The sequence below is a fragment of the Nocardia coubleae NBRC 108252 genome (assembly GCF_001612805.1).
Taxonomy (GTDB): domain Bacteria; phylum Actinomycetota; class Actinomycetes; order Mycobacteriales; family Mycobacteriaceae; genus Nocardia; species Nocardia coubleae.
The window spans coordinates 68,895-90,259 of record NZ_BDBD01000002.1 but is presented as its reverse complement, the minus strand read 5'-3'; the positions used below and the strand labels follow the sequence as shown (position 1 = coordinate 90,259).

The 21,365-nt window shown below is 70.0% G+C and carries 20 protein-coding genes; 13 read left to right on the top strand and 7 right to left on the bottom strand.

Annotated elements, in window-relative coordinates:
* Window positions 1-6 precede the first annotated feature (6 nt).
* The 7 genes from NCO8_RS01320 to NCO8_RS01290 all read left to right on the top strand — a co-directional run bounded on the left by NCO8_RS01320 (window position 7) and on the right by NCO8_RS01290 (window position 7,962).
* A complete protein-coding gene (locus tag NCO8_RS01320; protein ID WP_084456314.1) occupies window positions 7-1,002 on the top strand; it encodes a helix-turn-helix transcriptional regulator in 996 nt (331 codons plus the stop codon).
* Window positions 999-1,976 carry a helix-turn-helix transcriptional regulator gene (locus NCO8_RS01315; RefSeq protein WP_067492100.1) on the top strand — a complete coding sequence of 326 codons (978 nt, stop codon included), beginning with the start codon at window positions 999-1,001 and terminating at the stop codon, window positions 1,974-1,976. The genes NCO8_RS01320 and NCO8_RS01315 overlap by 4 nt, the downstream gene beginning before the upstream one ends.
* Window positions 1,973-3,001: a 2-dehydropantoate 2-reductase gene (locus NCO8_RS01310; protein ID WP_067635703.1), complete on the top strand. Its 1,029-nt coding sequence runs from the start codon at window positions 1,973-1,975 to the stop codon at window positions 2,999-3,001. The genes NCO8_RS01315 and NCO8_RS01310 overlap by 4 nt, the downstream gene beginning before the upstream one ends.
* 92 nt (window positions 3,002-3,093) lie before the next feature.
* Window positions 3,094-3,360: a Sec-independent protein translocase subunit TatA gene (gene tatA / locus NCO8_RS01305; protein WP_067492102.1), complete on the top strand. Its 267-nt coding sequence runs from the start codon at window positions 3,094-3,096 to the stop codon at window positions 3,358-3,360.
* 95 nt (window positions 3,361-3,455) lie between these two features.
* On the top strand, window positions 3,456-4,409 hold the full coding sequence (gene tatC / locus NCO8_RS01300) for a twin-arginine translocase subunit TatC (protein WP_067492103.1): 954 nt from the start codon (window positions 3,456-3,458) through the stop codon (window positions 4,407-4,409).
* A gap of 3 nt (window positions 4,410-4,412) precedes the next feature.
* The gene (locus tag NCO8_RS01295; RefSeq protein ID WP_067635701.1) at window positions 4,413-7,115 is read left to right on the top strand and encodes a DEAD/DEAH box helicase; all 2,703 of its coding nucleotides are present in this window, start codon (window positions 4,413-4,415) and stop codon (window positions 7,113-7,115) included.
* An 88-nt stretch (window positions 7,116-7,203) separates the two neighbouring features.
* Window positions 7,204-7,962, top strand: a complete 759-nt coding sequence (locus tag NCO8_RS01290; protein WP_067635699.1) for a DUF4333 domain-containing protein — start codon at window positions 7,204-7,206, stop codon at window positions 7,960-7,962.
* A 79-nt stretch (window positions 7,963-8,041) separates the two neighbouring features.
* Here the strand turns inward: NCO8_RS01290 and NCO8_RS01285 are convergent, their stop codons facing one another.
* Window positions 8,042-9,016 (bottom strand): 5'-3' exonuclease, encoded by a 975-nt coding sequence (locus NCO8_RS01285; protein ID WP_067635697.1) that lies wholly within the window; start codon window positions 9,014-9,016, stop codon window positions 8,042-8,044.
* 150 nt (window positions 9,017-9,166) lie between these two features.
* Here NCO8_RS01285 and NCO8_RS01280 point away from each other — a divergent pair, with 150 nt between their 5' ends.
* The gene (locus NCO8_RS01280) at window positions 9,167-10,294 is read left to right on the top strand and encodes a M24 family metallopeptidase (RefSeq protein ID WP_067492106.1); all 1,128 of its coding nucleotides are present in this window, start codon (window positions 9,167-9,169) and stop codon (window positions 10,292-10,294) included.
* Between the two features lie 11 nt (window positions 10,295-10,305).
* Here NCO8_RS01280 and NCO8_RS01275 read toward each other — a convergent pair whose 3' ends face one another.
* Complete coding sequence (locus NCO8_RS01275) at window positions 10,306-10,704, bottom strand: PPOX class F420-dependent oxidoreductase (RefSeq protein WP_067492107.1); 399 nt, start codon at window positions 10,702-10,704, stop codon at window positions 10,306-10,308.
* 387 nt (window positions 10,705-11,091) lie between these two features.
* On the opposite strand from NCO8_RS01275, the gene dprE2 reads away from it, so the two are divergent.
* The 3 genes from dprE2 (at window position 11,092) to NCO8_RS01255 (ending at window position 14,541) form a co-directional block, all read left to right on the top strand.
* Window positions 11,092-11,847: a decaprenylphospho-beta-D-erythro-pentofuranosid-2-ulose 2-reductase gene (dprE2, locus tag NCO8_RS01265; RefSeq protein WP_067635693.1), complete on the top strand. Its 756-nt coding sequence runs from the start codon at window positions 11,092-11,094 to the stop codon at window positions 11,845-11,847.
* Between the two features lie 202 nt (window positions 11,848-12,049).
* Complete coding sequence (locus NCO8_RS01260; protein ID WP_067635691.1) at window positions 12,050-13,285, top strand: bifunctional cobalt-precorrin-7 (C(5))-methyltransferase/cobalt-precorrin-6B (C(15))-methyltransferase; 1,236 nt, start codon at window positions 12,050-12,052, stop codon at window positions 13,283-13,285.
* 503 nt (window positions 13,286-13,788) lie between these two features.
* Window positions 13,789-14,541: a cobalt-precorrin-6A reductase gene (locus NCO8_RS01255; RefSeq protein WP_067635688.1), complete on the top strand. Its 753-nt coding sequence runs from the start codon at window positions 13,789-13,791 to the stop codon at window positions 14,539-14,541.
* A gap of 2 nt (window positions 14,542-14,543) precedes the next feature.
* Here NCO8_RS01255 and NCO8_RS01250 read toward each other — a convergent pair whose 3' ends face one another.
* The 4 genes from NCO8_RS01250 to NCO8_RS01235 form a co-directional block, all read right to left on the bottom strand.
* Window positions 14,544-15,086, bottom strand: a complete 543-nt coding sequence (locus NCO8_RS01250; RefSeq protein WP_067635686.1) for a PadR family transcriptional regulator — start codon at window positions 15,084-15,086, stop codon at window positions 14,544-14,546.
* A 93-nt stretch (window positions 15,087-15,179) separates the two neighbouring features.
* Window positions 15,180-16,745, bottom strand: coding sequence for a precorrin-3B C(17)-methyltransferase (cobJ, locus tag NCO8_RS01245; protein WP_067635684.1), 1,566 nt, complete (start codon window positions 16,743-16,745; stop codon window positions 15,180-15,182).
* On the bottom strand, window positions 16,742-17,377 hold the full coding sequence (locus NCO8_RS01240; protein ID WP_067635682.1) for a precorrin-8X methylmutase: 636 nt from the start codon (window positions 17,375-17,377) through the stop codon (window positions 16,742-16,744). Before NCO8_RS01240 ends, cobJ begins: the two co-directional genes overlap by 4 nt.
* A gap of 49 nt (window positions 17,378-17,426) precedes the next feature.
* Window positions 17,427-17,864 (bottom strand): Lrp/AsnC family transcriptional regulator, encoded by a 438-nt coding sequence (locus NCO8_RS01235; protein ID WP_067492196.1) that lies wholly within the window; start codon window positions 17,862-17,864, stop codon window positions 17,427-17,429.
* Window positions 17,865-17,993: 129 nt separating this feature from the next.
* On the opposite strand from NCO8_RS01235, the gene ddaH reads away from it, so the two are divergent.
* Window positions 17,994-18,845 carry a dimethylargininase gene (ddaH, locus tag NCO8_RS01230; RefSeq protein ID WP_067635680.1) on the top strand — a complete coding sequence of 284 codons (852 nt, stop codon included), beginning with the start codon at window positions 17,994-17,996 and terminating at the stop codon, window positions 18,843-18,845.
* 37 nt (window positions 18,846-18,882) lie between these two features.
* Here ddaH and NCO8_RS01225 read toward each other — a convergent pair whose 3' ends face one another.
* On the bottom strand, window positions 18,883-19,974 hold the full coding sequence (locus tag NCO8_RS01225; protein ID WP_067635678.1) for an RNA ligase (ATP): 1,092 nt from the start codon (window positions 19,972-19,974) through the stop codon (window positions 18,883-18,885).
* Between the two features lie 148 nt (window positions 19,975-20,122).
* On the opposite strand from NCO8_RS01225, the gene NCO8_RS01220 reads away from it, so the two are divergent.
* The gene (locus NCO8_RS01220) at window positions 20,123-21,325 is read left to right on the top strand and encodes a low temperature requirement protein A (protein ID WP_067635676.1); all 1,203 of its coding nucleotides are present in this window, start codon (window positions 20,123-20,125) and stop codon (window positions 21,323-21,325) included.
* Window positions 21,326-21,365 lie beyond the last annotated feature (40 nt).

Sequence of the window (21,365 nt, the reverse complement as noted above, 5' to 3'; positions counted from 1 at the left end):
TAACGGGTGGCGATATCCAAGGTCGAGCGGCTGATGAATCTGGTCATCGCGCTGTTGTCGACCCGGCAGTTCCTGAGCGCGGAACGTATCCGTGACAGCGTGGCAGGTTACGAGGAGTCCGCGACCGACGAGGCGTTCAGCCGGATGTTCGAGCGCGACAAGAACGAACTCCGCGACCTCGGCATCCCGCTGGAAGTAGGTCCGGTGGGTCGCTTCTCGACGCTGGAGGGCTACCGGATCAATCGCGATGCCTACGAACTGCCCGATATCGACCTGTCCAGCGAGGAAGCCGCCGCCGTCGCCGTCGCCGTGCAGATGTGGGCGTCGCCGGAACTGGCCGGTGCCGCCGAAGGCGCATTGCTGAAGTTGCGGGCGGCCGGCGTCACCGTGGAGACCGACAACGTTGGCGTCTCGGTGCCCGCGGTGCCCGCCCGCACGCGAGGCTCCGAACCGGTACTGCGCGAACTGCTCGCCGCCATCGACGCGGGACAGGCGGTGCGGTTCGGGCACCACAGCGCCGTCACCGACCCGTTCGTCACCCGCGATGTCGAACCGTGGGGTGTCGTCACCCGCCACGGTCGCTGGTACCTGGTCGGCCACGACCGGGAACGCGACGCGGTGCGCACGTTCCGGCTCTCGCGGATCGGGGGCGAGGTGAAGGCGTACGGGCCGGTCAACGCGGTACACAAACCAGCCGACGCCGACCTGCGCGCCATCGTCGACCGGGTCACCGGCGACGCGCCCGTCACCGGGACGGCCACCGTGTGGGTCGCCAAGGGTCGCGGCCGCGAACTGCGCCGCATCGGCACCGAGGTCGACACCCGTGACCTCGGCGGCCGCCCGGGCTCGGTGCTCGAGGTCCCGGTGCGCTCACGCGACTGGGTGGCCCGGCTCATCACCGGTCTCGGCCCCGATGTGCTGGTGCTCGATCCACCGGAATTGCGCGCCGACGTGATGAACCGGCTACGGTCGGTACTGGACCACACGGAGGTGACATCGTGAGTTCGCGCCTGTCCCTACGACTTTCACGCCTGCTGAACATGGTGCCCTACCTGCTCGCGCACCCCGGCATCAGCGCCGCCGAGGCCGCGGCCGAGCTGGGCGTCACCACCAAGCAGCTGATGAGCGACCTCAACCAGCTGTGGATGTGCGGGCTGCCCGGCTACGGCCCCGGCGACCTCATCGACCTGTCGTTCTCCGAGGAGAGCATCGAGGTCACCTTCTCGGCCGGCATCGAACGCCCGCTGCGCCTGACCTCCACCGAGGCCACCGCACTGCTGGTGGCGCTGCGCTCGATCGTCGAGATGCCGGGCATGGTCGACCCGACCGCCGCGCACGCCGCGATCGCCAAGATCGAATCCGCCATCGCGGGCGGCGATGTCAGTCGCCCACCCGCGCAGGTGCCCGTCGAACGCCCGGTGGTGGCCACCGTGCGCGCCGCCCTCGCCGACGCGCACGCACTGCGCCTGGTCTACTACTCGGCCAGCCGCGACGAGGTCTCCGAACGCGTCGTCGACCCGATCAGGGTCGTGCTCGTCGACAACAACAGCTACCTGCAGGCCTGGTGCCGCCAGGCCGAAGGCGTCCGGCTGTTCCGGTTCGACCGCATCGAGGACGCCACCGAACTCGACGAACCGGCCCGCCCACCGAGCCACGCCGCCGCCGACGCCGCCGCGCTCGACCTGTTCCAGGACGACCCCGACGTTCCGCTCGCCCGCTTACGCATCCGCGCGGACTACGCCTGGGTGCTCGACCAGTACCCGATGCACCGCATCCGGTCGCGCCCCGACGGCAGCATCGAAGCGGGCATGCGGTTCGCCTCGGCCGACTGGATGGCACGGCTGCTGCTCGGGTTCGGCACCGGCGTGAGTGTGCTCGGACCGCCCGAACTGGTCTCGGCGGTGCGTGAGCGCGCCGATGCCGCCCTGGCCGCCTACGCGGCGGCCGGACTGCTGGGGGAGACCGAACCCGCGTGAGTCAGCGAGTCCTCGTCCTCGGCGCGGGTAGCGTCGGGGTTTTCGTCGGTGGTCAGCTGGCCGCGGCGGGTATGGAAGTCATCTTCGTCGGACGCCAGCGGGTCCTCGACGACATCGCCGAACACGGTCTGCGCCTGACCGACCTCGACGGCGGCGCCACCGAAGTCGGCCCCGACCGGTTCGGGCTGGCGCTCGCCCCCGACGAACCCGAACGCGCCGACCTCGTCCTGGTCACCGTCAAATCCGCCGACACGGCCGCCGCCGCGCGCGCCGTCGCGGGGCGATTACGCCCGGGCACCCCGGTGGTGAGCCTGCAGAACGGCATCGGCAACGACACCGTCATCCGCGAGATCCTGCCCACCAGTGTGGTCCTGGCGGGCATGGTGATGTTCAACGTGGTGCACCGGGGCGAGGGCCGGTTCCACCGGGCCAGCGACGGTGTCGTCGCCGTCCAGGACGACCCGGTCGTCGGCCGGTTCGCCGACCGCTTCCGCGAGGCGGGCCTGCCGCTACGCCGCCACCGCGACCTGCGGCCCGTCCAGTGGGCCAAGCTTCTGCTCAACCTCAACAACCCGATCAACGCGCTGTCGGGCAGGCCGCTGCGCGAGGAACTGGCCGACCGCGACTACCGGCGTTGCCTCGCCCTCACCCAGTCCGAAGCCCTCGCGGTGATGAACACTGCGCGAATTCGGCCCGCTCAGCTCACCCCGGTGCCACCGGAGCTGATGGTGCATCTGCTGCGCGTTCCCGACTCGCTGTTCCGGCGGGTGTTCGGCCGGGTCCTCGCCATCGACCCGGTGGCGCGGTCATCGATGGCCGACGACCTGGCACGTGGCAAACGCACCGAAATCGCTTGGCTGTGTGGGGAAATCGTGCGCCTCGGCGAGATGGTCGGACGGCCGACACCGGTCAACCGCAGGCTCGTGGAACTGATCCGGGCCGCCGAATCCGGCGACGAACGACGCTTCAGCGGCAGCCGCCTGTTCGCCGAACTGACCGCCGCCGCACGCGCCGTCGCCCGTTGAACGGGTGGCGAACACCTCCACGGGCGCGGGTCCACGAAACTCCGCGCACAGGTAGCATCGGTAATCACCACAGTCTTTGGAGGTAACTCATAATGGGAACGTTCAGCTGGTCGCACCTGCTGATCATCGCGCTGCTGTTCGTCCTGCTCTTCGGTGCGAAGCGGCTGCCGGACGCGGCGCGCGGTCTCGGCCGGTCGCTGCGGATCTTCAAGAGCGAGGTCGGGCAGATGCAGGCCGAGTCCTCGGCCACGACCACCGCGCCCACCGATGCGGCGCCACAGCAGCAGCTGCCCGCCTCGGCTCCGCAGGTCCAGGCCACTCCGGTCGCGCAGCCGCAGCCGCAGCACAAGACGCTCTGACCCACGCATTCACCCCGGGGCGGTAGCGGCCGCTCCGGGGCGCCGTGCTGTTTGCCGAGCATCCGCCGAACCGAGGGTTAGAGGCCACACCAACCATGCGCATCCCGTTCGATCCACGGCGCAGCAAGCGCAGGACGAATCCCGACGGCACCATGTCGTTGGTCGAGCACCTGCAGGAGCTGCGCACCCGGTTGCTGCTCGCCCTCGCCGCTATCGCGGTCACCACCCTGCTCGGCTTCTTCTGGTACGCCACCCCGCTGTTCGGGCTCGACAGCCTCGGCGAGATCCTGCGCGGCCCCTACTGTGAGCTGCCCGCTTCCGCCCGCGCCACCCTCACGCCCGACGGCGCCTGCCGACTGCTCGCGACCGGGCCGTTCGAACAGTTCATGCTCCGCCTGAAGGTCGGTTTCACCGCCGGTGTGGTGCTGGCCGCGCCGTTCTGGCTGTATCAGCTGTGGGCGTTCATCACCCCCGGCCTCTACGCCAAGGAACGCCGGTACGCCTTCGGATTCGTCGGTGCGGGATCGGTGCTGTTCGTCACCGGTGCCGTGCTCGCCTACGTCGTCGTGTCGCACGCCCTGTCGTTCCTGCTCACCATCGGTGACAACGTGCAGATCACCGCGCTGAGCGGTACGCAGTACTTCGGGTTCATCATCCAGCTGCTCATCATCTTCGGTGTCAGCTTCGAGACGCCGCTGATCGTCATCGGGCTCAACCTCGTGGGTGTGCTGCCGTACGCGAAGCTCAAGGCGTGGCGGCGCGGCATCGTGTTCGGCCTGTTCGTCTTCGCCGCGATCGTCACCCCGCAGGACCCGTTCTCGATGCTCGCGCTCGCGCTGGCACTGACCGTGCTGTTCGAGCTGGCTGTGCAGTTCGCCCGGTTCAACGACGCGCGCCGGGCCAGGCGTGCGGCCGCCGACGGCCTGGCCGGGCTGTCCGACGACGAGGCGTCACCGCTCGGCACCCCCGATCCGGTCGCGCCGAGCGGACCCGTCGAGGACGCACGGAAAACAGAGCGACCGGTGTCGGACTACTCCGATACGCTCTGAGATGTGACCGATTCTCCCGCGCGGACCAGCGAGTTGGCGCAGTTCGCCAGCGAAATCTCGTTCGACCTCGACCCCTTCCAGCGCACCGCGTGCGAGGCCTTGGAAGAGGGGCACAGCGTGCTGGTCTGCGCGCCCACCGGTGCGGGTAAGACCATCGTCGGCGAGTTCGCCGTGCACCTGGCGCTCGCCTCCGGCGGCAAGTGCTTCTACACCACGCCGATCAAGGCGCTCTCGAACCAGAAGTTCGCCGACCTCACCGCCCGCTACGGTCGCGACAGCGTCGGCCTGCTCACCGGCGACCAGTCCATCAACCCCGACGCGCCCGTGGTCGTGATGACCACCGAGGTGCTGCGCAACATGCTCTACGCCTCCTCCGACGCGCTGCGCGGACTGTCGTACGTCGTCATGGACGAGGTGCACTACCTGGCCGACCGGTTCCGCGGCGCGGTGTGGGAGGAAGTGATCCTGCATCTGTCGCCCGATGTGCGGCTGGTCAGCCTGTCGGCGACGGTGTCGAACGCCGAGGAGTTCGGCGCGTGGATGGAGACCGTGCGCGGCGACACCGCGGTGGTGGTCGACGAGACGCGGCCGGTGCCGCTGTGGCAGCACGTGATGGTCGGCAGGCGGATGTTCGACCTGTTCGATACGAAATCCAGCGATCAGAAGGTCGTCGTCGACGAGGACCTGGTCCGGTTCATCCGGCAGCGCGAGGCCAGTGACCGCATGCACGGGTACGGCGGTCCGCGCGGCCGCGGCGCCCGTGGCAATTTCCGGCCGTTGCCGCGCCCGGAGGTGCTGGCCCGCCTCGACGAGGAAGGGCTGCTGCCCGCCATCACCTTCATCTTCAGCCGGGCAGGCTGCGACGGCGCGCTGGCCCAGTGCCTGCGTGCCCGGCTCGATCTGAGCAGGCCGGGCGACGCCGAGGTCGTCGACGAGATCATCGAGAAACACACCGGCGACCTGCCCAAGGCCGATCTCGAGGTGCTCGGGTACTGGGAATGGCGCGAGGCGCTGCAGCGCGGGCTCGCCGCCCACCACGCGGGCATGCTGCCCGCCTTCCGGCACACGGTGGAGGAACTGTTCGTCAAGGGCCTCGTGCGGGCCGTGTTCGCCACCGAGACCCTTGCCCTCGGCATCAACATGCCCGCCCGCACGGTGGTGCTCGAGCGCCTGGTGAAGTTCAACGGCGAGACGCACGCCGAACTCACCCCCGGCGAGTACACCCAGCTCACCGGTCGCGCGGGCAGGCGCGGTATCGATGTCGAAGGCCACGCGGTGGTGCTGTGGCAGCCGGAGGTCGACACCAGCGCGGTCGCCGGTCTGGCTTCTACCCGCACCTACCCGCTGCGCAGTTCCTTCCGGCCCGGCTACAACATGTCGATCAACCTGATCGACCGGATGGGCGCCGAAGATGCCCGCAACCTGCTGGAACGGTCCTTCGCCCAGTTCCAGGCCGACCGCTCGGTGGTCGGGCTGGTGCGCGGTATCGAGAAGAACCAGGGCGCGTTGCGCAAGCTGGAGAGCCAGCTCGGTGGCGTCGACGGTGACTTCATGGAGTACCTGTCGCTGCGGGACCGGATCAAGCAGCGCGAGCGCGACATCCAGCAGCAGGGCCGGGCCGACCGGCGCGGCGCCGCCGTGCGCGCGCTGATCGAACTGCGGCGCGGCGATGTGGTCGCGATCCCGTCGGGCAAGCGTGCGGGGCTCGCGGTGATCCTCGAACCCGATCAGACCCCCGGCGATCCACGACCCCTGGTGTTGACCGAAGACCATTGGGCCGGAAGGATTTCCGCCGCCGACTTCCCGGTCCCCGCCGAACCCCTCGGGCACATGCGGTTGCCGCGCCGGGTCGACCACCGCACCGCCCGCATCCGCCGCGACCTCGCCTCGGCGCTGCGCGGAACCGGCATCTCGGCGCCCGGCCGTGGCAGGCGCAGGCGCAACGATCACGCCCGCGCGGGCGAGGACCGTCAGCTGGCCACCCTGCGCCGCAGCCTGCGCGCCCACCCCGCGCACAGCAGGCCCGACCGCGAACAGCTCAGCCGCATCGGTGAGCGCTACGCGCGGCTGGCCCGCGAGACCGAGTCGATGCGCCAGAAGGTTGCCGCGACGACGAATTCCCTCGCGCGCACCTTCGACCGCATCGTCGGCCTGCTCGAGGAACGCGGTTTCGTCGAGCACGGTGAAGTGACGCCCGACGGCAGGCGGCTGGCCCGCATCTACGCCGAAAGCGACCTGGTCGTCGCGGAATGCCTGCGGCAGGGGCTGTGGCGCGGACTCGGTCCGGCCGAGCTCGCCGGAGTGGTGTCCGCGCTGGTGTACGAATCGCGGCAGGAGTCCGGCTTGCTCACCGCGCACGGCCCGACCGACCCCATCCGGCGTGCGGTCGCCGCGACCATCGAGGTGTGGGGGCAGTTGCGTGCCGACGAGGCGAGGCACAAGCTGCCGCCCACCCGCGAACCCGACCTCGGATTCGTGAACGGCGTGTACAAGTGGGCGCGCGGTGACGCGTTGGCCGAGGCGTTGCTGGCCAGCGGCGATCAGAGCAGCGTGATGTCGGCGGGCGACTTCGTGCGCTGGTGCAGGCAGGTGATCGACCTGCTCGACCAGATCCACAACACCGCCGACGACACCGAGATCGCGAGCACCGCGGCCAAAGCCGTGCGTGCCGTCCGACGGGGTGTCGTCGCGGTGGACGCCGCGTAGATGTTTCGTCTGTGATTTGATTTCCTGGCGTAGCCGGCCTGGCGCGGGGGGCTACCGTGTGTACAACTATGCGAGTGGAGGCGAGTGGATGAGCGGCCCGTACGGACCGAACGGCCCAGGGGAGGGGAGCAACGATCCCACCCAGCACTGGGGGGGTCAGCAGGGGGCCGGTGGCGCCGGTCCCACCCAGCACTGGGGTGGTGCGGCACAGCCGCCGCAGCAGCCGCCCCAGGGCGCCCAGCCGACCCAGCAGTGGGGTGACCCCAACGCCGGACAGCAACCGCAGCAGCAGTGGGGCCAGCCCCAGCAGCCGCAGCAACCGCAGCAGCAGTGGGGTCAGCCGCAGCAACCCCAGCAGCCGCAGCAGTGGGGCCAGCCGCAGCCGCAGCAGCCGACGGGTCCGCAGCAGCAGTGGGGACAGACCCAGCCGCCGCCGCAGGACTGGAACGCGCAGCAGCCCGCAGGCGCCCAGCAGTGGGGCCAGCAGCCGCAGCAGCAGTGGGGTCAGCAGCCGCAGCAGGGTCCCGGGGGCAAGGGTAAGGGCAAGGGCCTGATCATCGGCCTCGTCGTGGCCGGCGTGCTGGTGATCGCCGCCGTGGTCGGCCTGCTGCTCGTCGTGTTCTCGGCCGACGAGCTCGACCAGTCGGCGGTGCAGGACGGTGTCTCCTCGGTGCTCACCGGCTCCTACGGCATCGCGGATGTCTCCGATGTGTCGTGCCCGTCGGGTCAGAAGGTCGAGGTCGACGCGACCTTCACCTGTGACCTGAAGGTCAGCGGTGAGGACAAGAAGGTCACCGTGAAGATCACGAAGGAAGACGGCACCTACGAGGTCGGCCGCCCCAACTAGGCTGTCGTACCGCGGTTTTCAGCCTACCGCCAGGTGGTTTCCGGGCCGCCCGCACTGCATGCGGGCGGCCCGGCGTCGTTCACGCTGTGTGCGCGGCGGCCAGCGCCGTGATCAGCCGGGTGATCGGGCTCTCGGCGTTGTAGGCGGCCGCGAGTTCGCGCAGCCGCTCCGGGTCGGCGGGAACCGAGGGCAGGGCGTCGGGCCCCGACAGCTCGACATCGGCATCGCAGACCACCCGGACCACCGGTGCAGCGGCCTTCAGATAGTCCTGTGCGGCAACGAGTTTGGCCCGTACGCCCTTGGCGAGATCGGAAGCGGGATCGTCGACGGCGGCCATCAGGGCGTCGAGGGAGCCGAACCGGGAGATGAGCTGGGCGGCGGATTTGTCGCCGATGCCCGCCACCCCCGGCAACCCGTCGGAGGCGTCGCCACGCAAGGTGGCCATATCGGCGTAGGCGGGCCCCGCGTTGACCACGGGCACACCGTATTTCGCGGACACCTCGGCGGGCCCGTACAGCTCGGCCTTGGCCAGGCCACGGCCCGCGTAGAGCACCCGCACCGGCGGTGCCGGGTCGTCGCGGACCAGTTGCAGCAGGTCGCGGTCGCCGCTGACGACCACCACGGAATCGGTGCGCTCGCGGTGGGCGAGAGTGCCGAGGACGTCGTCGGCTTCGAGCCCCTCGGCGCCGCCGGTGGCGATCCCGGCCGCCGCGAGCACGTCCAGGATCATCGGCACCTGCGGGGTGAGGGTGTCGGGAACCTCCTCGGCGCCGGGCGCCGCCGTGCTGCTGGTGTCGAGGCGGTGCGCCTTGTACGACGGCACGAGCGCCACCCGGAACGGCGGGCGCCAGTCCAGGTCCAGCCCGACGACGAGCCTGCTCGGCCGGTGTTTGGTGATCAGCGAGGCGACCATGTCGGTGAAGCCGCGCACCGCGTTCACCGAGCGGCCGTCGGCGCCGCGCAGCTTGTCGGGGATCGCGTAGTAGGCGCGGAACCAGAGGCTGGCGCCGTCGAGAATCAACAGGGGTCCACGGGTGCTCTCGGCAACGGTCACCCGGTGATTGTGCCTTGTGGCTCCGACAGGTGAGCACCATCGGCACCGCATCGGCCGTCGCGCGGCGGCTGTGTGGTGCGTTCGCCCGAGATCGCACGTCGTCCGGGCGAATCTGTGTGTCACGCGGCGCGGCGGGTAACGTCGGAGACTATGAGCGCGCACACGAATGCCAGGTTCGCGGCGGATGTCTACGGTCAGCGGCTGGAGCGGGCGGTGGAATTGATGCGGGCGGCGCATCTGGACGCCCTGCTCATCACCCCCGGCCCCGACCTGCGGTACCTCGTCGGTTCCGATGCCGAATCGTTCGAACGGCTCACCTGCCTGGTGATCACCGCCGACGGCGCGACACCGTCGATCATCGTGCCGAAGCTCGAACTCGCCGCGCTCGACGGCTCGGCGGCCGGGGAACTCGGTCTGCGGATCCTCGACTGGGTCGACGGCGTCGACCCGTACCAGCTCGTTCGTTCCACCCTGCACGCCGGTTCACGCATCGCCGTCGCCGACGCCATGCCCGCCCTGCACCTGATTCCGCTGGCCGAGCAGACCACGGGACTGCCGTCCTCGGCCACTCCCGTGCTGCGCCAGTCGCGGATGATCAAGGACGAGGCCGAGATCGACGCCTTACGCCGTGCGGGCGCCGCGATCGACCGCGTGCACGCCCGGATGGGCGAGTTCCTGCGGGCGGGCCGCACCGAGGCCGAGGTGTATGCCGACATCGAGGCGGCGATCGTCGAGGAGGGGCACACCGAGGCGGAGTTCGTCATCGTCGGTAGCGGCCCGAACGGTGCCATCCCACACCACCTCTTCTCCGACCGTGTCATCGAGCAGGGCGACGTGGTGGTGATCGATATCGGCGGACCGGTGACGCCCGGCTACTACTCCGATTCCACCCGCACCTATGTGCTCGGCGAGCCGCGGAAGCAGGTCGCCGAGCGGATGGCGTTGCTCGAGGCGGCGCAGGCGGCGGCGGTGGCCGCCGTGCGACCCGGGGTCACCGCCGAATCCATCGACGCCGCCGCCCGCACCGTGCTGGCCGACGCGGGTCTGGGCGATGCGTTCGTGCATCGCACCGGGCACGGCATCGGCTTGTCGGTGCACGAGGAGCCCTACATCGTGGCGGGCAACGACCTGGTACTCGAACCGGGCATGGCGTTCAGCATCGAACCGGGCATCTACTTCCCCGGGCAGTGGGGCGCGCGCATCGAGGACATCGTGGTCGTCACCGAGGACGGCGTCGAGTCCATGAACCAGCGCCCGCACGGCCTGACCGTGTTGTAAACGGCCACAAGCTATTTGAGCGTGCTCGACGACAGCACCCGGCGCACCTGGATCGCGACGACCACCCGCGTCGGATTCTCGCGCGGCACACGGTAGCGCTCGGTGTAGCGGCGCACGGCCTCGGCGACGTCGTCGGCGTCGGTCAGCACGGTGGCCGGCCCCTCGAGGGTGAGCCACCGCGCGCCGTCGACCTGGCTGACGGCCGCGTACCCACCCCGCGCGGCATTACGGGCCTTCACCGACGCGCCATCGGTGATCACCCGCGCGATGCCGCTGTCCGCGTCCCAGGTGAACCCGACGGCGACGACATGCGGTGTGCCGTCCGCCCGCAGGGTGGTGAGGGTGGCCAGGTGCCGCTCGGCGACGAACGCGAGGGCGGCAGGGGAGAGCTGTGTGGTCGCGGTGGGCATGTGCTCGACGCTAGTCCGTCACCACGCGCGCCCGGTCGGCGGGCGCTACACCCACAGCGGCAGCCGACCGGCCGAGCTCAGGCAGCGCCGAGCGGGTTGCAGGGGCGTTCGCGGGCCTGCCGCTCGAGCGGACTGTCGCGCGGGACCCGGCTGTTCGGGTCGGCTGTCGGTGTCGCAGCCGCGTGGCTGTCACGCGGGACCCTGTTGTTCGGTCAGTTGTCGGGTGTCGCAGCCGCGTGGCTGTCGTGCGACACCTGGCTGTTCGGCAACAGTCGGTGTCACACCGCGTGTTCGAACGCCGGGGTCCCGGTGTGGCTCGGCCGCTCGCGCTTCATGATCGCGGGGCGGCCCGGTGGCGGCAGTGATCCGGGATGACAGACTGGGCGTATGGGTAAGCAGCAGGCGAACCAGGGGCCGGTTCTGGTCTTGGGTGGGCGCAGTGAGATCGGGCTGGAAGTCGCGCGCAGGCTGGCGCCGGGCCGGGTGGTGATCCTCGCCGCCCGCCGCTCCGACGCGCTGGCCGCCGAAGCCGAGCAGGTGCGCGCAGCCGGGGCGACCGCGGTGCACACGGTCGAATTCGACGCCGACGACACCGCGACGCACGCCACGCTGCTCGAGAAGATCGCCGCCGAACACGGTGGCATCGGCACGGCCGTCCTGGCTTTCGGCGTTCTCGGCGACCAGGCCCGCGCCGAACACGACCCCGACCACGCCGTCGCCGTCGTACACACCGACTACGTCGCCCAGGTCAGCGTCCTCACCACCCTCGCGAATCTGCTGCGCGCACAGGGCAGTGGCCAGATCGTCGTCTTCAGCTCCATCGCGGGCGTACGGGTCCGGCGGGCGAACTACGTCTACGGTTCGGCGAAAGCGGGCCTGGACGGGTTCGCCAGCGGTCTCGGTGACGCCCTCCACGGCACGGGCGTCCAGTTGCTTTTGGTCCGATCGGGTTTCGTCATCGGCCGCATGACCGAGGGCATGGACCCCGCGCCCATGGCCAGCACCCCCGACCAGGTCGCCGACGCCGTCGTCCGCGCCCTGAACAAGGGCGCCACCCGAGTCGCCGTCCCCGGCCGCCTAGCGCTGGCCTTCTTCGTCATGCGCCTTCTGCCGCAGTCCATCTGGCGCCGGATGCCACGGTGATTGCCGCCCCGATGGTCCGCTGCGCGCATGTCGCTTCGGCGCCGGATGTTGCGATGACCTCGGCTTCGATGCCGCGGCGTGCGCGCCCCGGTTCGGCGCCGTATGTCGCGGTGGCTGCCGTCCCGACGGCCCGGCGTGAGCGCATCGACACTGCTCTGCGTGCGACAACGATAGTCCGCTCGCAGACGGGTGGGGTACCCCGATGACCAGTGCGGCGTGGTCGGGTGTCCCGATCCGCGTGGTGGGTATCGGCGCGGACGGGTGGGGTGGTCTGGGGGAGCGGGCCAAAGCGGCAGTCGAGGACAGCGAAGTGGTGTTCGGGTCGCCGCGGCAGCTGGCGCTGATACCGGACGGGAAGTTCGAGCGAATCCCGTGGCCGACACCCCTGCTGCCCGCTCTCCCGGAACTGCTTGCGCAGCACAGCGGTCGGCGGCTCACCGTGCTCGCCAGCGGCGATCCCATGTTCTACGGCATCGGTGCCACCCTGGCCCGCATCGTCGGACCCGGCGCGCTCGACGTGTACCCGCAACCGTCGTCGGCGTCGCTGGCGTGCGCCCGGCTCGGCTGGCCGCTGGCCGAGACCCCGGTGGTGAGTGTGGTCGCCCGACCGCTCACCACGGTGCTGCCGGAACTGGCCGACCGCCGTCGAATTCTCGTCCTGAGCGAGAACGAATCGACCCCGGCCGCGCTGGCGGAACTGCTGCGCGACAACGGTTTCGGTGCCTCCACGCTCACCGTGCTCGAACAGCTCGGCGGCGAGAACGAATGCCTGCGTACCGGCACGGCCGACGACTGGCAGCACCCCCCGGGTGACCCGCTCAATCTCTGTGCCATCGACTGCGTGGCCGACCCGCATCACCCCCGCCGCACGAGAATGCCCGGCCTGCGCGACGATTCGTTCACCGGCGACGGCCAGCTCACCAAGGCCGAGGTCCGCGCACTCACCGTCAGCGCCCTCGCCCCGGCCCCCGGCGAACTGCTGTGGGATGTCGGCGGTGGTTCGGGCACCATCGCGATCGAATGGTGCCGTACCCACCCGGCGTGCCGCGCGGTCACCTATGAACGCCTGCCCGCCCGCCGCGATCAGATCACCACCAACGCGCACGCGCTCGGTGTGCCCGGCATCGCGGTGCGCGGCGCGTTCCCCGACACCCGCACCGACTCCCCGGCGCCCGACGCGATATTCCTCGGCGGCGGACTCACCCAGGACGGCGTTTTCGACGCCTGCTGGCAACGCCTGCGGCCCGGCGGCCGTCTGGTGGCCAATGCGGTGACCGCCGAGTCGGAAACGCTGCTGCTGGCCTGGTGCGCGCGCCACGGTGGCACCCTGCGCAAATTCCAGATCTACCGAGGCGAACCGCTCGGCGGATTCACCGCGTGGCGGCCGCAGCTTCCCGTCGCGCAGTGGATCGTCGTCAAACCGCGCGCAAATTCCTGACGGGTCACCCGTCTCTCGCATAACGATGCGACGGGGTGTGCGCCCCGAATTTGCTCTTTTTCGCGGGACCACCCGATGCGACTGTTCAGTCCGCACGTGGTCTCGCGCACCACCGGCCGAACATCGCTCACACACGGCTTATGTGTCCGATGGCATCGAGATGCTGGGCAATCGCCCAGTGCCGCTGCCGGACTCGAAACCGTTGCCCGCCTCGCCGGTGCGGCCGCACCGGCGACCAGGGCGCGGGCGGCGAACATGCTGGTCAACCGTCCATGTCGCAACTGTGCCGATCACGGTCAGATCACGACCAGATCACGGCCGAACAGTGAGTGCATCTGCAAGCTCACCCAGAAAGTTATGCACCGAAGGTGTAACACTTCCTCAACGGGGGTATGGTCGGGCGCGGCCCCGGGCAAAACTCGGAGCCTCGATTTCGATGGACGGAGTTGTATGCGGTGCACCAGGTCGACCACCCCTGACCGGGACGACGTCAGCGGGCAGTCCTGAGAGTTCTGATCCTCGGCGGTACGGGCGAGGCTCGTGAGCTGGCGAACCTGGCGTCCGGTGAGCGTGGAGTCGATATCGTCTCCTCGCTGGCGGGACGTGTCGCCAACCCGCGATTGCCGGTCGGTCCGGTGCGCATCGGCGGATTCGGTGGTGTCGAGGGCCTCCGAACCTGGCTACGCGAGAACCGTATCGATGCCGTCGTGGATGCCACCCACCCCTTCGCGGCCCAGGTCAGTACCCATGCGGCGACCGCGGCCGCCGACCTCGGCCTGCCCGCGCTGCACCTGCGCCGCCCCGAATGGGTGCCGCGCCGGGGCGACCTGTGGACGCGGGTACCCGATCTCGCCGGGGCCGCCTCCGCCCTGGCCGACCGGGGCGAGAACGTGCTGCTCACCATCGGCCGCCAAGGTGTCGGCGCCTTCGCGGGCTGTCGCAGGCAGCGTTTCGTCATCCGATCGATCGACGCGCCGACCGGCCCGCTGCCACCGCGCTACGAATTGTTGCTCGCGCGTGGGCCGTTCACCTTCGACGAGGAGCTGGTGCTGATGTCGCGTCATCGCATCGACGTCCTGGTCACCAAGAACAGCGGCGGCGCGCAGACCGAGGCGAAGATCGCCGCGGCGCGCACGGCAGGCGTGCCGGTCGTCATGATCGAACGCCCACCCCTGCCCGCGGGCGCGAACGTCGTCGACGAGGTCGGCGCCGCCCTCGACTGGTTGCGGCTCGCGACCGCGCACAGCGTTTCCTGAGCTCAGCGCGGCGGTTGCCCGGCAAAGACGGCGGGCAACTGGTCGAACCACTGCAGCACCGCGCGCTCGTAGCAGATCCCGAATTCGAGAGTGGCCCGCTGGTAGGGCGCCAGAGCGGTCGCGTCCTCGTCGAGATACCGGTCGAGCCGGTCCTGGTGGATGTTGCGGTTGGCGGTGATGATCCGGTCGCGGTGCGTGGGATCGAGGTGCTCGCCGAACGACAGTGTGAGCAGCAACGGCACCCGGATCGTCTCGGCGCCGGGATCGCGGGCGATCCATTCGGCGAACGCCTCCCGTCCGGCCTCGGTGATCCGGTAGGGAATGCGCTCTCGCGCACCTCGTTCGCCCTTGGTCACCAGGCCCGCGGTGTCCATTGTGGCGAGTTCGCGGTAGACCTGGCTCTGGGTGATGGTCCAGAAGTCGCCGATGCGTTGCTGGGCGAGAGTCGCCAGGTCCCAGCCCGACATCGGACCCTCGTGCAGGAACCCCAGCAGTGAAGCCGCGGTGGAGTTCAGCGGGCGGCGGCGGGTCGCGGTGTCGGTCAACGGTCAACTCCCTTCGAACTACATTCCTATGTGGAATGTTAGGCCAGGGTGGGGGTCGCGCCAAGGTTGCCCGTGTCGCGGCGTGTCGTGGGTCTAGGCGTTCTCGTAGCGGCGCGCCGTGAAGACGCGGGTCCCCTCAGGCGTGTCGAAGGCCGTCGTAGTAGAGGCGCCGATGATGAGCAGGGTGCGCATGTCGACCTCGTCGGGGTTCAGGTCGGCGAGGGTCACCACCCGCACCGATTCCGTCGGCCCGCCGACATCGCGACCGAGCACCACCGGCGTCTCCGGGTCACGATGGGTCAGCAGGATCTCGCGCATCGCGCCCACCTGCCAACGTCGCTGCGTGGAGGCCGGGTTGTAGATCGCGATCGCCATATCCGCCGCCGCGACAGCCGAAAGCCGTTGCGCCACAACCTCCCACGGCTTGAGCCGATCGGAGAGCGAGATCATCGCGTAGTCGTGGCCCAGCGGTGCCCCGACCCGGCTCGCCACCGCGTTGGCCGCCGTGAGCCCCGGCAGCACCCGCACCGGCACATCCTTGAACTGTGGTTCGGCCGACACCTCGAGCACCGCCGAGGCCATCGCGAACACCCCCGGATCACCGGAGGAGACCACGGCGACCCGCGCACCCCGCTTGGCCAGATCGAGTGCCATCGCGGCGCGCTCCGACTCGACCTTGTTGTCGCTGGCGTGCCTGCGCTGGCCGGCCCGCTCGGGGACACGGTTGATATATGTCGTGTAGCCGACGAGATCGGTCGCCTCGTCCAGAGCGGCCGTGACCTCCGGCGTGGTCCAGTCGGTTGCACCGGGCCCTAGGCCGACGACCACGACTTCACCAGTCGCGCTTGCTGATTCGTGGTGCGAACTCGTTTCGATCCGCGCCGACCCGTCTGTCGGCGCGCCGCGGTGCTGTCCGCCGAGGAGGGACGCGACCCCGGTGGTCGGGGTCGGCCCGGGAACCAGCGTGATCGAGAAGTACGGCACCTCGGCCTCGTCGACGTCGGCGGCCGCGAGCACCCGCTGACGGGTGCTGCTCGCGCGCTCGACGTAGTAGGCGTCGTCGAGGCGACCGGCGTCGGCGAGCGCCCGGCGCACACCGGGGAAGGTCCGTCCCAGCTTCATGATCGCCGCGGCGTCGGTCTCGCGCAGCCGCTCGGTGAGTTCGTCGACGGGCATGGTGCCGGGCAGCACCGTGAGTACCTGCTCGCCTTCCACCAGGGGGGTGCCGAGCGCCGCCGAGGCCGCGCTCACCGAGGTGATGCCGGGGACGATCTCGGCGTGGAACCGGTCGGCCAGGCGGCGGTGCATGTGCATGTACGAGGAGTAGAACAGCGGGTCACCGGCCGCGAGCAGGGCGACATCGCGTCCGGCGGCGAGGTGGGCGGCCAGCCGGGCGGCGGCCTGCTCGTAGAACTCGTCGATCGCGCCCTGGTACCCGCCGGGGTGGTCGGTGGTCTCGGTGGTCACCGGGTAGACGAGGTGCTCTTCGATCTGGCCGGGCCGCATGTACGGCTCGGCGATACCTCGGGAGATGCTTCGCCCGTGCCGGGCGCTGTGGAAGGCCACCACGTCGGCGGCGCCGATGAGCCGGGCCGCTTTCACCGTCACCAGTTCGGGATCGCCGGGGCCGAGGCCGATGCCCCAGAGTGTGCCGCTCATTCCTGTTCGCTCGCAATCGCGTTCAGCGCCGACGCGGTGATGGCGCTGCCGCCCCGCCTGCCGCGCACGGTCAGATATTCGACGCCACCGAAGTCGATCAGCGCCTGCTTGGATTCGGCCGCGCCGATGAAACCGACGGGGATGCCGATGATCGCGGCGGGTCGCGGTGCGCCTGCGTCGAGCATGTCGAGCAGGTGGAACAGCGCGGTCGGGGCGTTGCCGATGGCGACCACCGCGCCGTCGAGTTCGGCGCGCAGCAGCTCGAGCGCGGCGACCGAACGGGTATTGCCCATGCTCGCGGCCAGCTCGGGCACGCGCGGATCGGTGAGGTTGCACAGCACCGGGTTGTCGGCGGGCAGCCGCTTGCGGGTGACGCCCGAGGCGACCATGTTGGCGTCGCAGATGATCGGTTTGCCTGCCCGCAACGCGGTGCGCGCGGCCGCGACCACACCGGGGGTGTAGGCGATGTCGCCCGCCAGGTCGACCTGTCCGCACCCGTGGATCATCCGCACCACCACGCGCTCGACATCGGTGGGGAAACCGGCGAGGTCGGCTTCGGCGCGGATGGTCGCGAACGAGCGCCGATAGATCTCGGCCCCGTCGGTGAGGTAACTGGTGCGCACGTCGGACATGCGCACAACCCTAGAACCTGGCCGCGACGTGGTGTTCGGCGCGGTCGGCTCAGGTGCGTGGGCGCTCGAGGATGCGCGACATCACCAGCGAACTCCTGGTGCGCCCCACACGCGCGTTCTCCCTGATCCGCTCCACGGTCACCTCGATCTCGGCCATGTCGGTGGCCATCACGTGCACCAGCGCGTCGGCCTCGCCCGCGATGGTGCACACTCCGACGACCTGCGGGATCGGTTCCAATGTCCGGCGCAGTTCGGCGGGGGAGATGTTGTCGCGGTAGTACACCTCCACGTACGCCTCGGTGGTCCAGCCGAGGGCGGCCGGATTGACCAGGGCGGTGAACCCGGTGATCTGCCCACCCGCCACCATCTTGTCCACCCGCCGCTTCACCGCGGGCGCCGACAATCCGACGGTCGAGCCGATCTCGCCGAAGGTGGCGCGTGCGTTCTTCAGCAGGGCGGCGAGAATGCGGCGGTCGATGTCGTCCATGAGGATCCTCTCGCGCAATGGATCGCCATTTTCCCATCGATACACGCAATGAATCGGTGTTCCCCACGCAACGCGACGACATTTACCGTCGAGGCGTCGATTCGCGCCGCGCAGCCACCGGGAGTTCTGATGACCGCCGTCCTTCCCCTTCCCTCCTCCACTCCGGCGCGGGTGGCCACCCCGCGCCGCTTCGTGATGTGCCGGCCGGACCACTTCGAGGTCACCTACGCGATCAATCCGTGGATGGATCCGGCGGCGCCGGTGGACCGGGCGCGGGCGCTGTCGCAGTGGGAGATCCTGCGCGCGCTGCTCGAACAGCACGGGCATTCGGTGGAGACCGTGCCGGGTGAGCCGGGCCTGCCCGACATGGTGTTCGCGGCCAACAGCGCGATCGTGATCGGCGGTCGCGCGTTGTCGGCCCGCTTCGCCCATCCCGAGCGGCAGCCGGAGGGCCCGGCGTTCCACCGCTGGTTCGCGGCGCGGGAGTTACGTGAGCTGTCCGTTGCAGCCGAAACCAACGAGGGGGAAGGCGATTTCACGTTCGCGGGCGAGCGGATCCTGGCCGGAGTGGGATTCCGCTGCACCGCGGCGGCCCACGCCGAGGTGCAACGGTTCTTCGGCCTGCCCGTGCTCTCGCTCGAGCTGATCGACCCCCGCTTCTATCACCTCGACACCGCGCTGATGTGCCTCGACGAGACCACCATCGCCTACTACCCAGGGGCCTTCAGCCCGCGGGCCCGCGAGGCACTGGCCGTCCATTACCCGGATGCGATCCAGGCGACCGAGGCCGATGCCCTGTCCTTCGGCCTCAACGGGGTGAGCGACGGCCGCCACGTCTTCCTCGACCAGGGCGCGACCGGGCTGATCGCGGCCCTGCGCGAGCGGGGTTTCGAACCGGTCCCGGTCGACATGTCCGAGCTGCGCAAAGGTGGTGGCGGCGTGAAGTGCTGCGTCCTCGAACTGCACACACCCCGGCCCTGAACCGGCCGGGGAGCGCTGGGTTCCCCGGCCGACCCGATCATTCGAACTCGGTGCCGCCGTCGCGCAGCAGGTACGCGTCGGAGACGATCTTGCCGATGGCACGGCCGCCGAGCACGGGCGAGTGCCGCTCGCGCGCGGCACGCACCACGAGCCCCTCGCGGATATTGCCGCCCGACCCGCTGACGGTCTCGGTGCCCTCGGCCAGCTTCAGCAACAACTCCGCGTCGTAGGGGCCTTCGTAGAGGACCGGTACGCGCGGGATGCCGAGGCCGAGTTCGCCTAGTAGGGAGCCGATCTCGTGGTGGTCGAGCCAGCGCACCGGCGCACCCGCCTGCTCGACCGCGACGTCGAACAGGGCGAATCCGAGCGTGTCGTCGTGCGCGGCCGACGCACCGTAGTGCAAGTCCTGCACGCCCGCCCCGAACACCTCACCGAACAGCCCGACCCGGTCGGCGTCGAGGGCGTCGGCGAGCACGCGGGCCGCCTCGTCGAGCCGATGGCTGTGCACCGCCCGCCAGTACAGGTTGCCCTCGGTGCGGATCAGTGCCTGCGACCGGCCACCGATTCCCTTGGACGACACTAAGATCCGGTCCTCGGCGCGCAGATGGGTGAGCAGAAAGGCGGTGCCGTGGATCTTCTCCGTCGCCACCACCGGCTCGCCTTCGGCGAAGATGTCGGGAAACCGCTTGATGTTCTCCACATCGACCCAGCGCAGCAGATCGGGAGCGGGTTCCACTTGTCCCGACATCGAAACCGGAACCGGGGGTACCCATTTGGTCACACCGAGCTCGGCGGCGAAGTCGGTGCGCGCCTCGGCCGCCGCCGCGAGATCCGTGCCCGACAGAGCGCTCGGCGTGCAGACGATGCCCTGGGACACCTCCCCACGCAACCGCACCGCCTTCACCCGATTGCGCTGTGCCCCGGCCAATTTGCCGGTGAGACCCAGCTCGGCGATCAGCGGGTCCGGCACGATCGCCTGTTCCGGAATGTAGACGGCGTGGTCGCCGGTGACGAACTGCCCCTTGGCAACGACGGCCCGGTACAGCCCGACCTGGGCCAGCTCCAACCGGTCGGCGTTCGGGTGTGGGACGACGACGAGCCGCTCGGCCGTCACTCGCAGTGTGGACATGGAAACCCCCTCGTTTCGAGGACGTCAGCGTAGGGCCGTCCCGATCATGGCGTCGAGCGGTTTTCGCGCCGGGGACAGGCCCGCGTCGTCGATGCGACACGACCGAGCGCTGACACGAAGGGTCGCCGCCGGGCCCCATACATGGCGGGTGGCAAACCCGGAGCACACCACCGAGGAACGGCGCGCCAGCTGGACCGAACTCTTCTTCGACTTGGTGGCGGTCGCAGGCATCGGCCAGCTCACCCATCTGCTGCACCGAGGTCCCTCACTCGCCGAGTTCGGGCTGTATGTCGTGCTCTACCTGGCCTTTTGGGTGGTGTGGGCCTGCGTCACCGTGTACAGCAACGTGGCGGGCGAACAGGCCAGGACCACGATGGTGTTCGGCTGCATGTTCGGGCTGTGCGTGATGATGGCCGCCGTCGACGGGCTGCCCGGCGAACACGCCGGGGTGTTCGCGGCGATCTATGTGCTGGTGCGAATCGTGTCGGCGATGGTGTGGCGGCGCGGGCAGGTGGTGGTCGACTGGCCGGTTGCCCAGATCGGCGCGGGCACCGTGCCGTGGGTGGTGTCGCTGTGGGTTCCCGCGCCGTGGAAGTTCGTGCTCTGGGCGGTGGGGCTGGCGATCGACCTGTGGATCATGTTCGCCGTCGATGCCGAACGCAGAATGGTCGACGCCGAACGCCGGATACGGGCCCGCCTGCGCCGGGGACGTGGCCGGGCGCCGCGCGGCGGGCCACGCGGCCACGCGACCCTGCCGAAACTGCAAGCGCTGCACGCCGATTCACCGCATCTGGGGGAGCGGCTCGGTCAGTTCCTGATCATCGTGCTCGGGGAGGGCGTGATCTCGGTGATCGCGGCGGTGTCCGCAGAAGAATGGACCGTGCCCGTCGCGATGATCGGTGTCTGTGCGTTCCTGTCGCTGCTGGCGATGTGGGCGCTGACTCTGCGGTTCGGGTTCGTTCCTCGCATGATGGAGCAGTCGGCGGATGCGTCGCCCCTGCTGCTGCCACGGTTGATGGCGATGCATTGCGCGCTCAGCGGGGCCGTGGCCACCGTGGCCGCGGGGCTCGGTCTGGTCGCCGCGCACCCGTCGGGCCACCTGCCTGCGGGCATGGGCTGGGTGCTGTGCGGCGGGGCGGCGGCGTATTTCCTGGTGTGCGGGCTGGGTGGGGTGCCCAGCGCGGGTTATCTCTGGTTGTTGCGGTGGCCGCTGCCGTGTCTCGTCGTCGCCCTCGGACTGGCCCTGGCGTCTCCACACCTCGGCGGGGTATGGACGGTGGTCGGCGTGACGGTCGTCCTGATCGCCTCGGTGGTGTCGGAGGCTACCCGGGTGACTACGCCGATGGCGTGATCCCGCCGGGACTGCACGGCGAGCCGGACTGTTCTAGGCT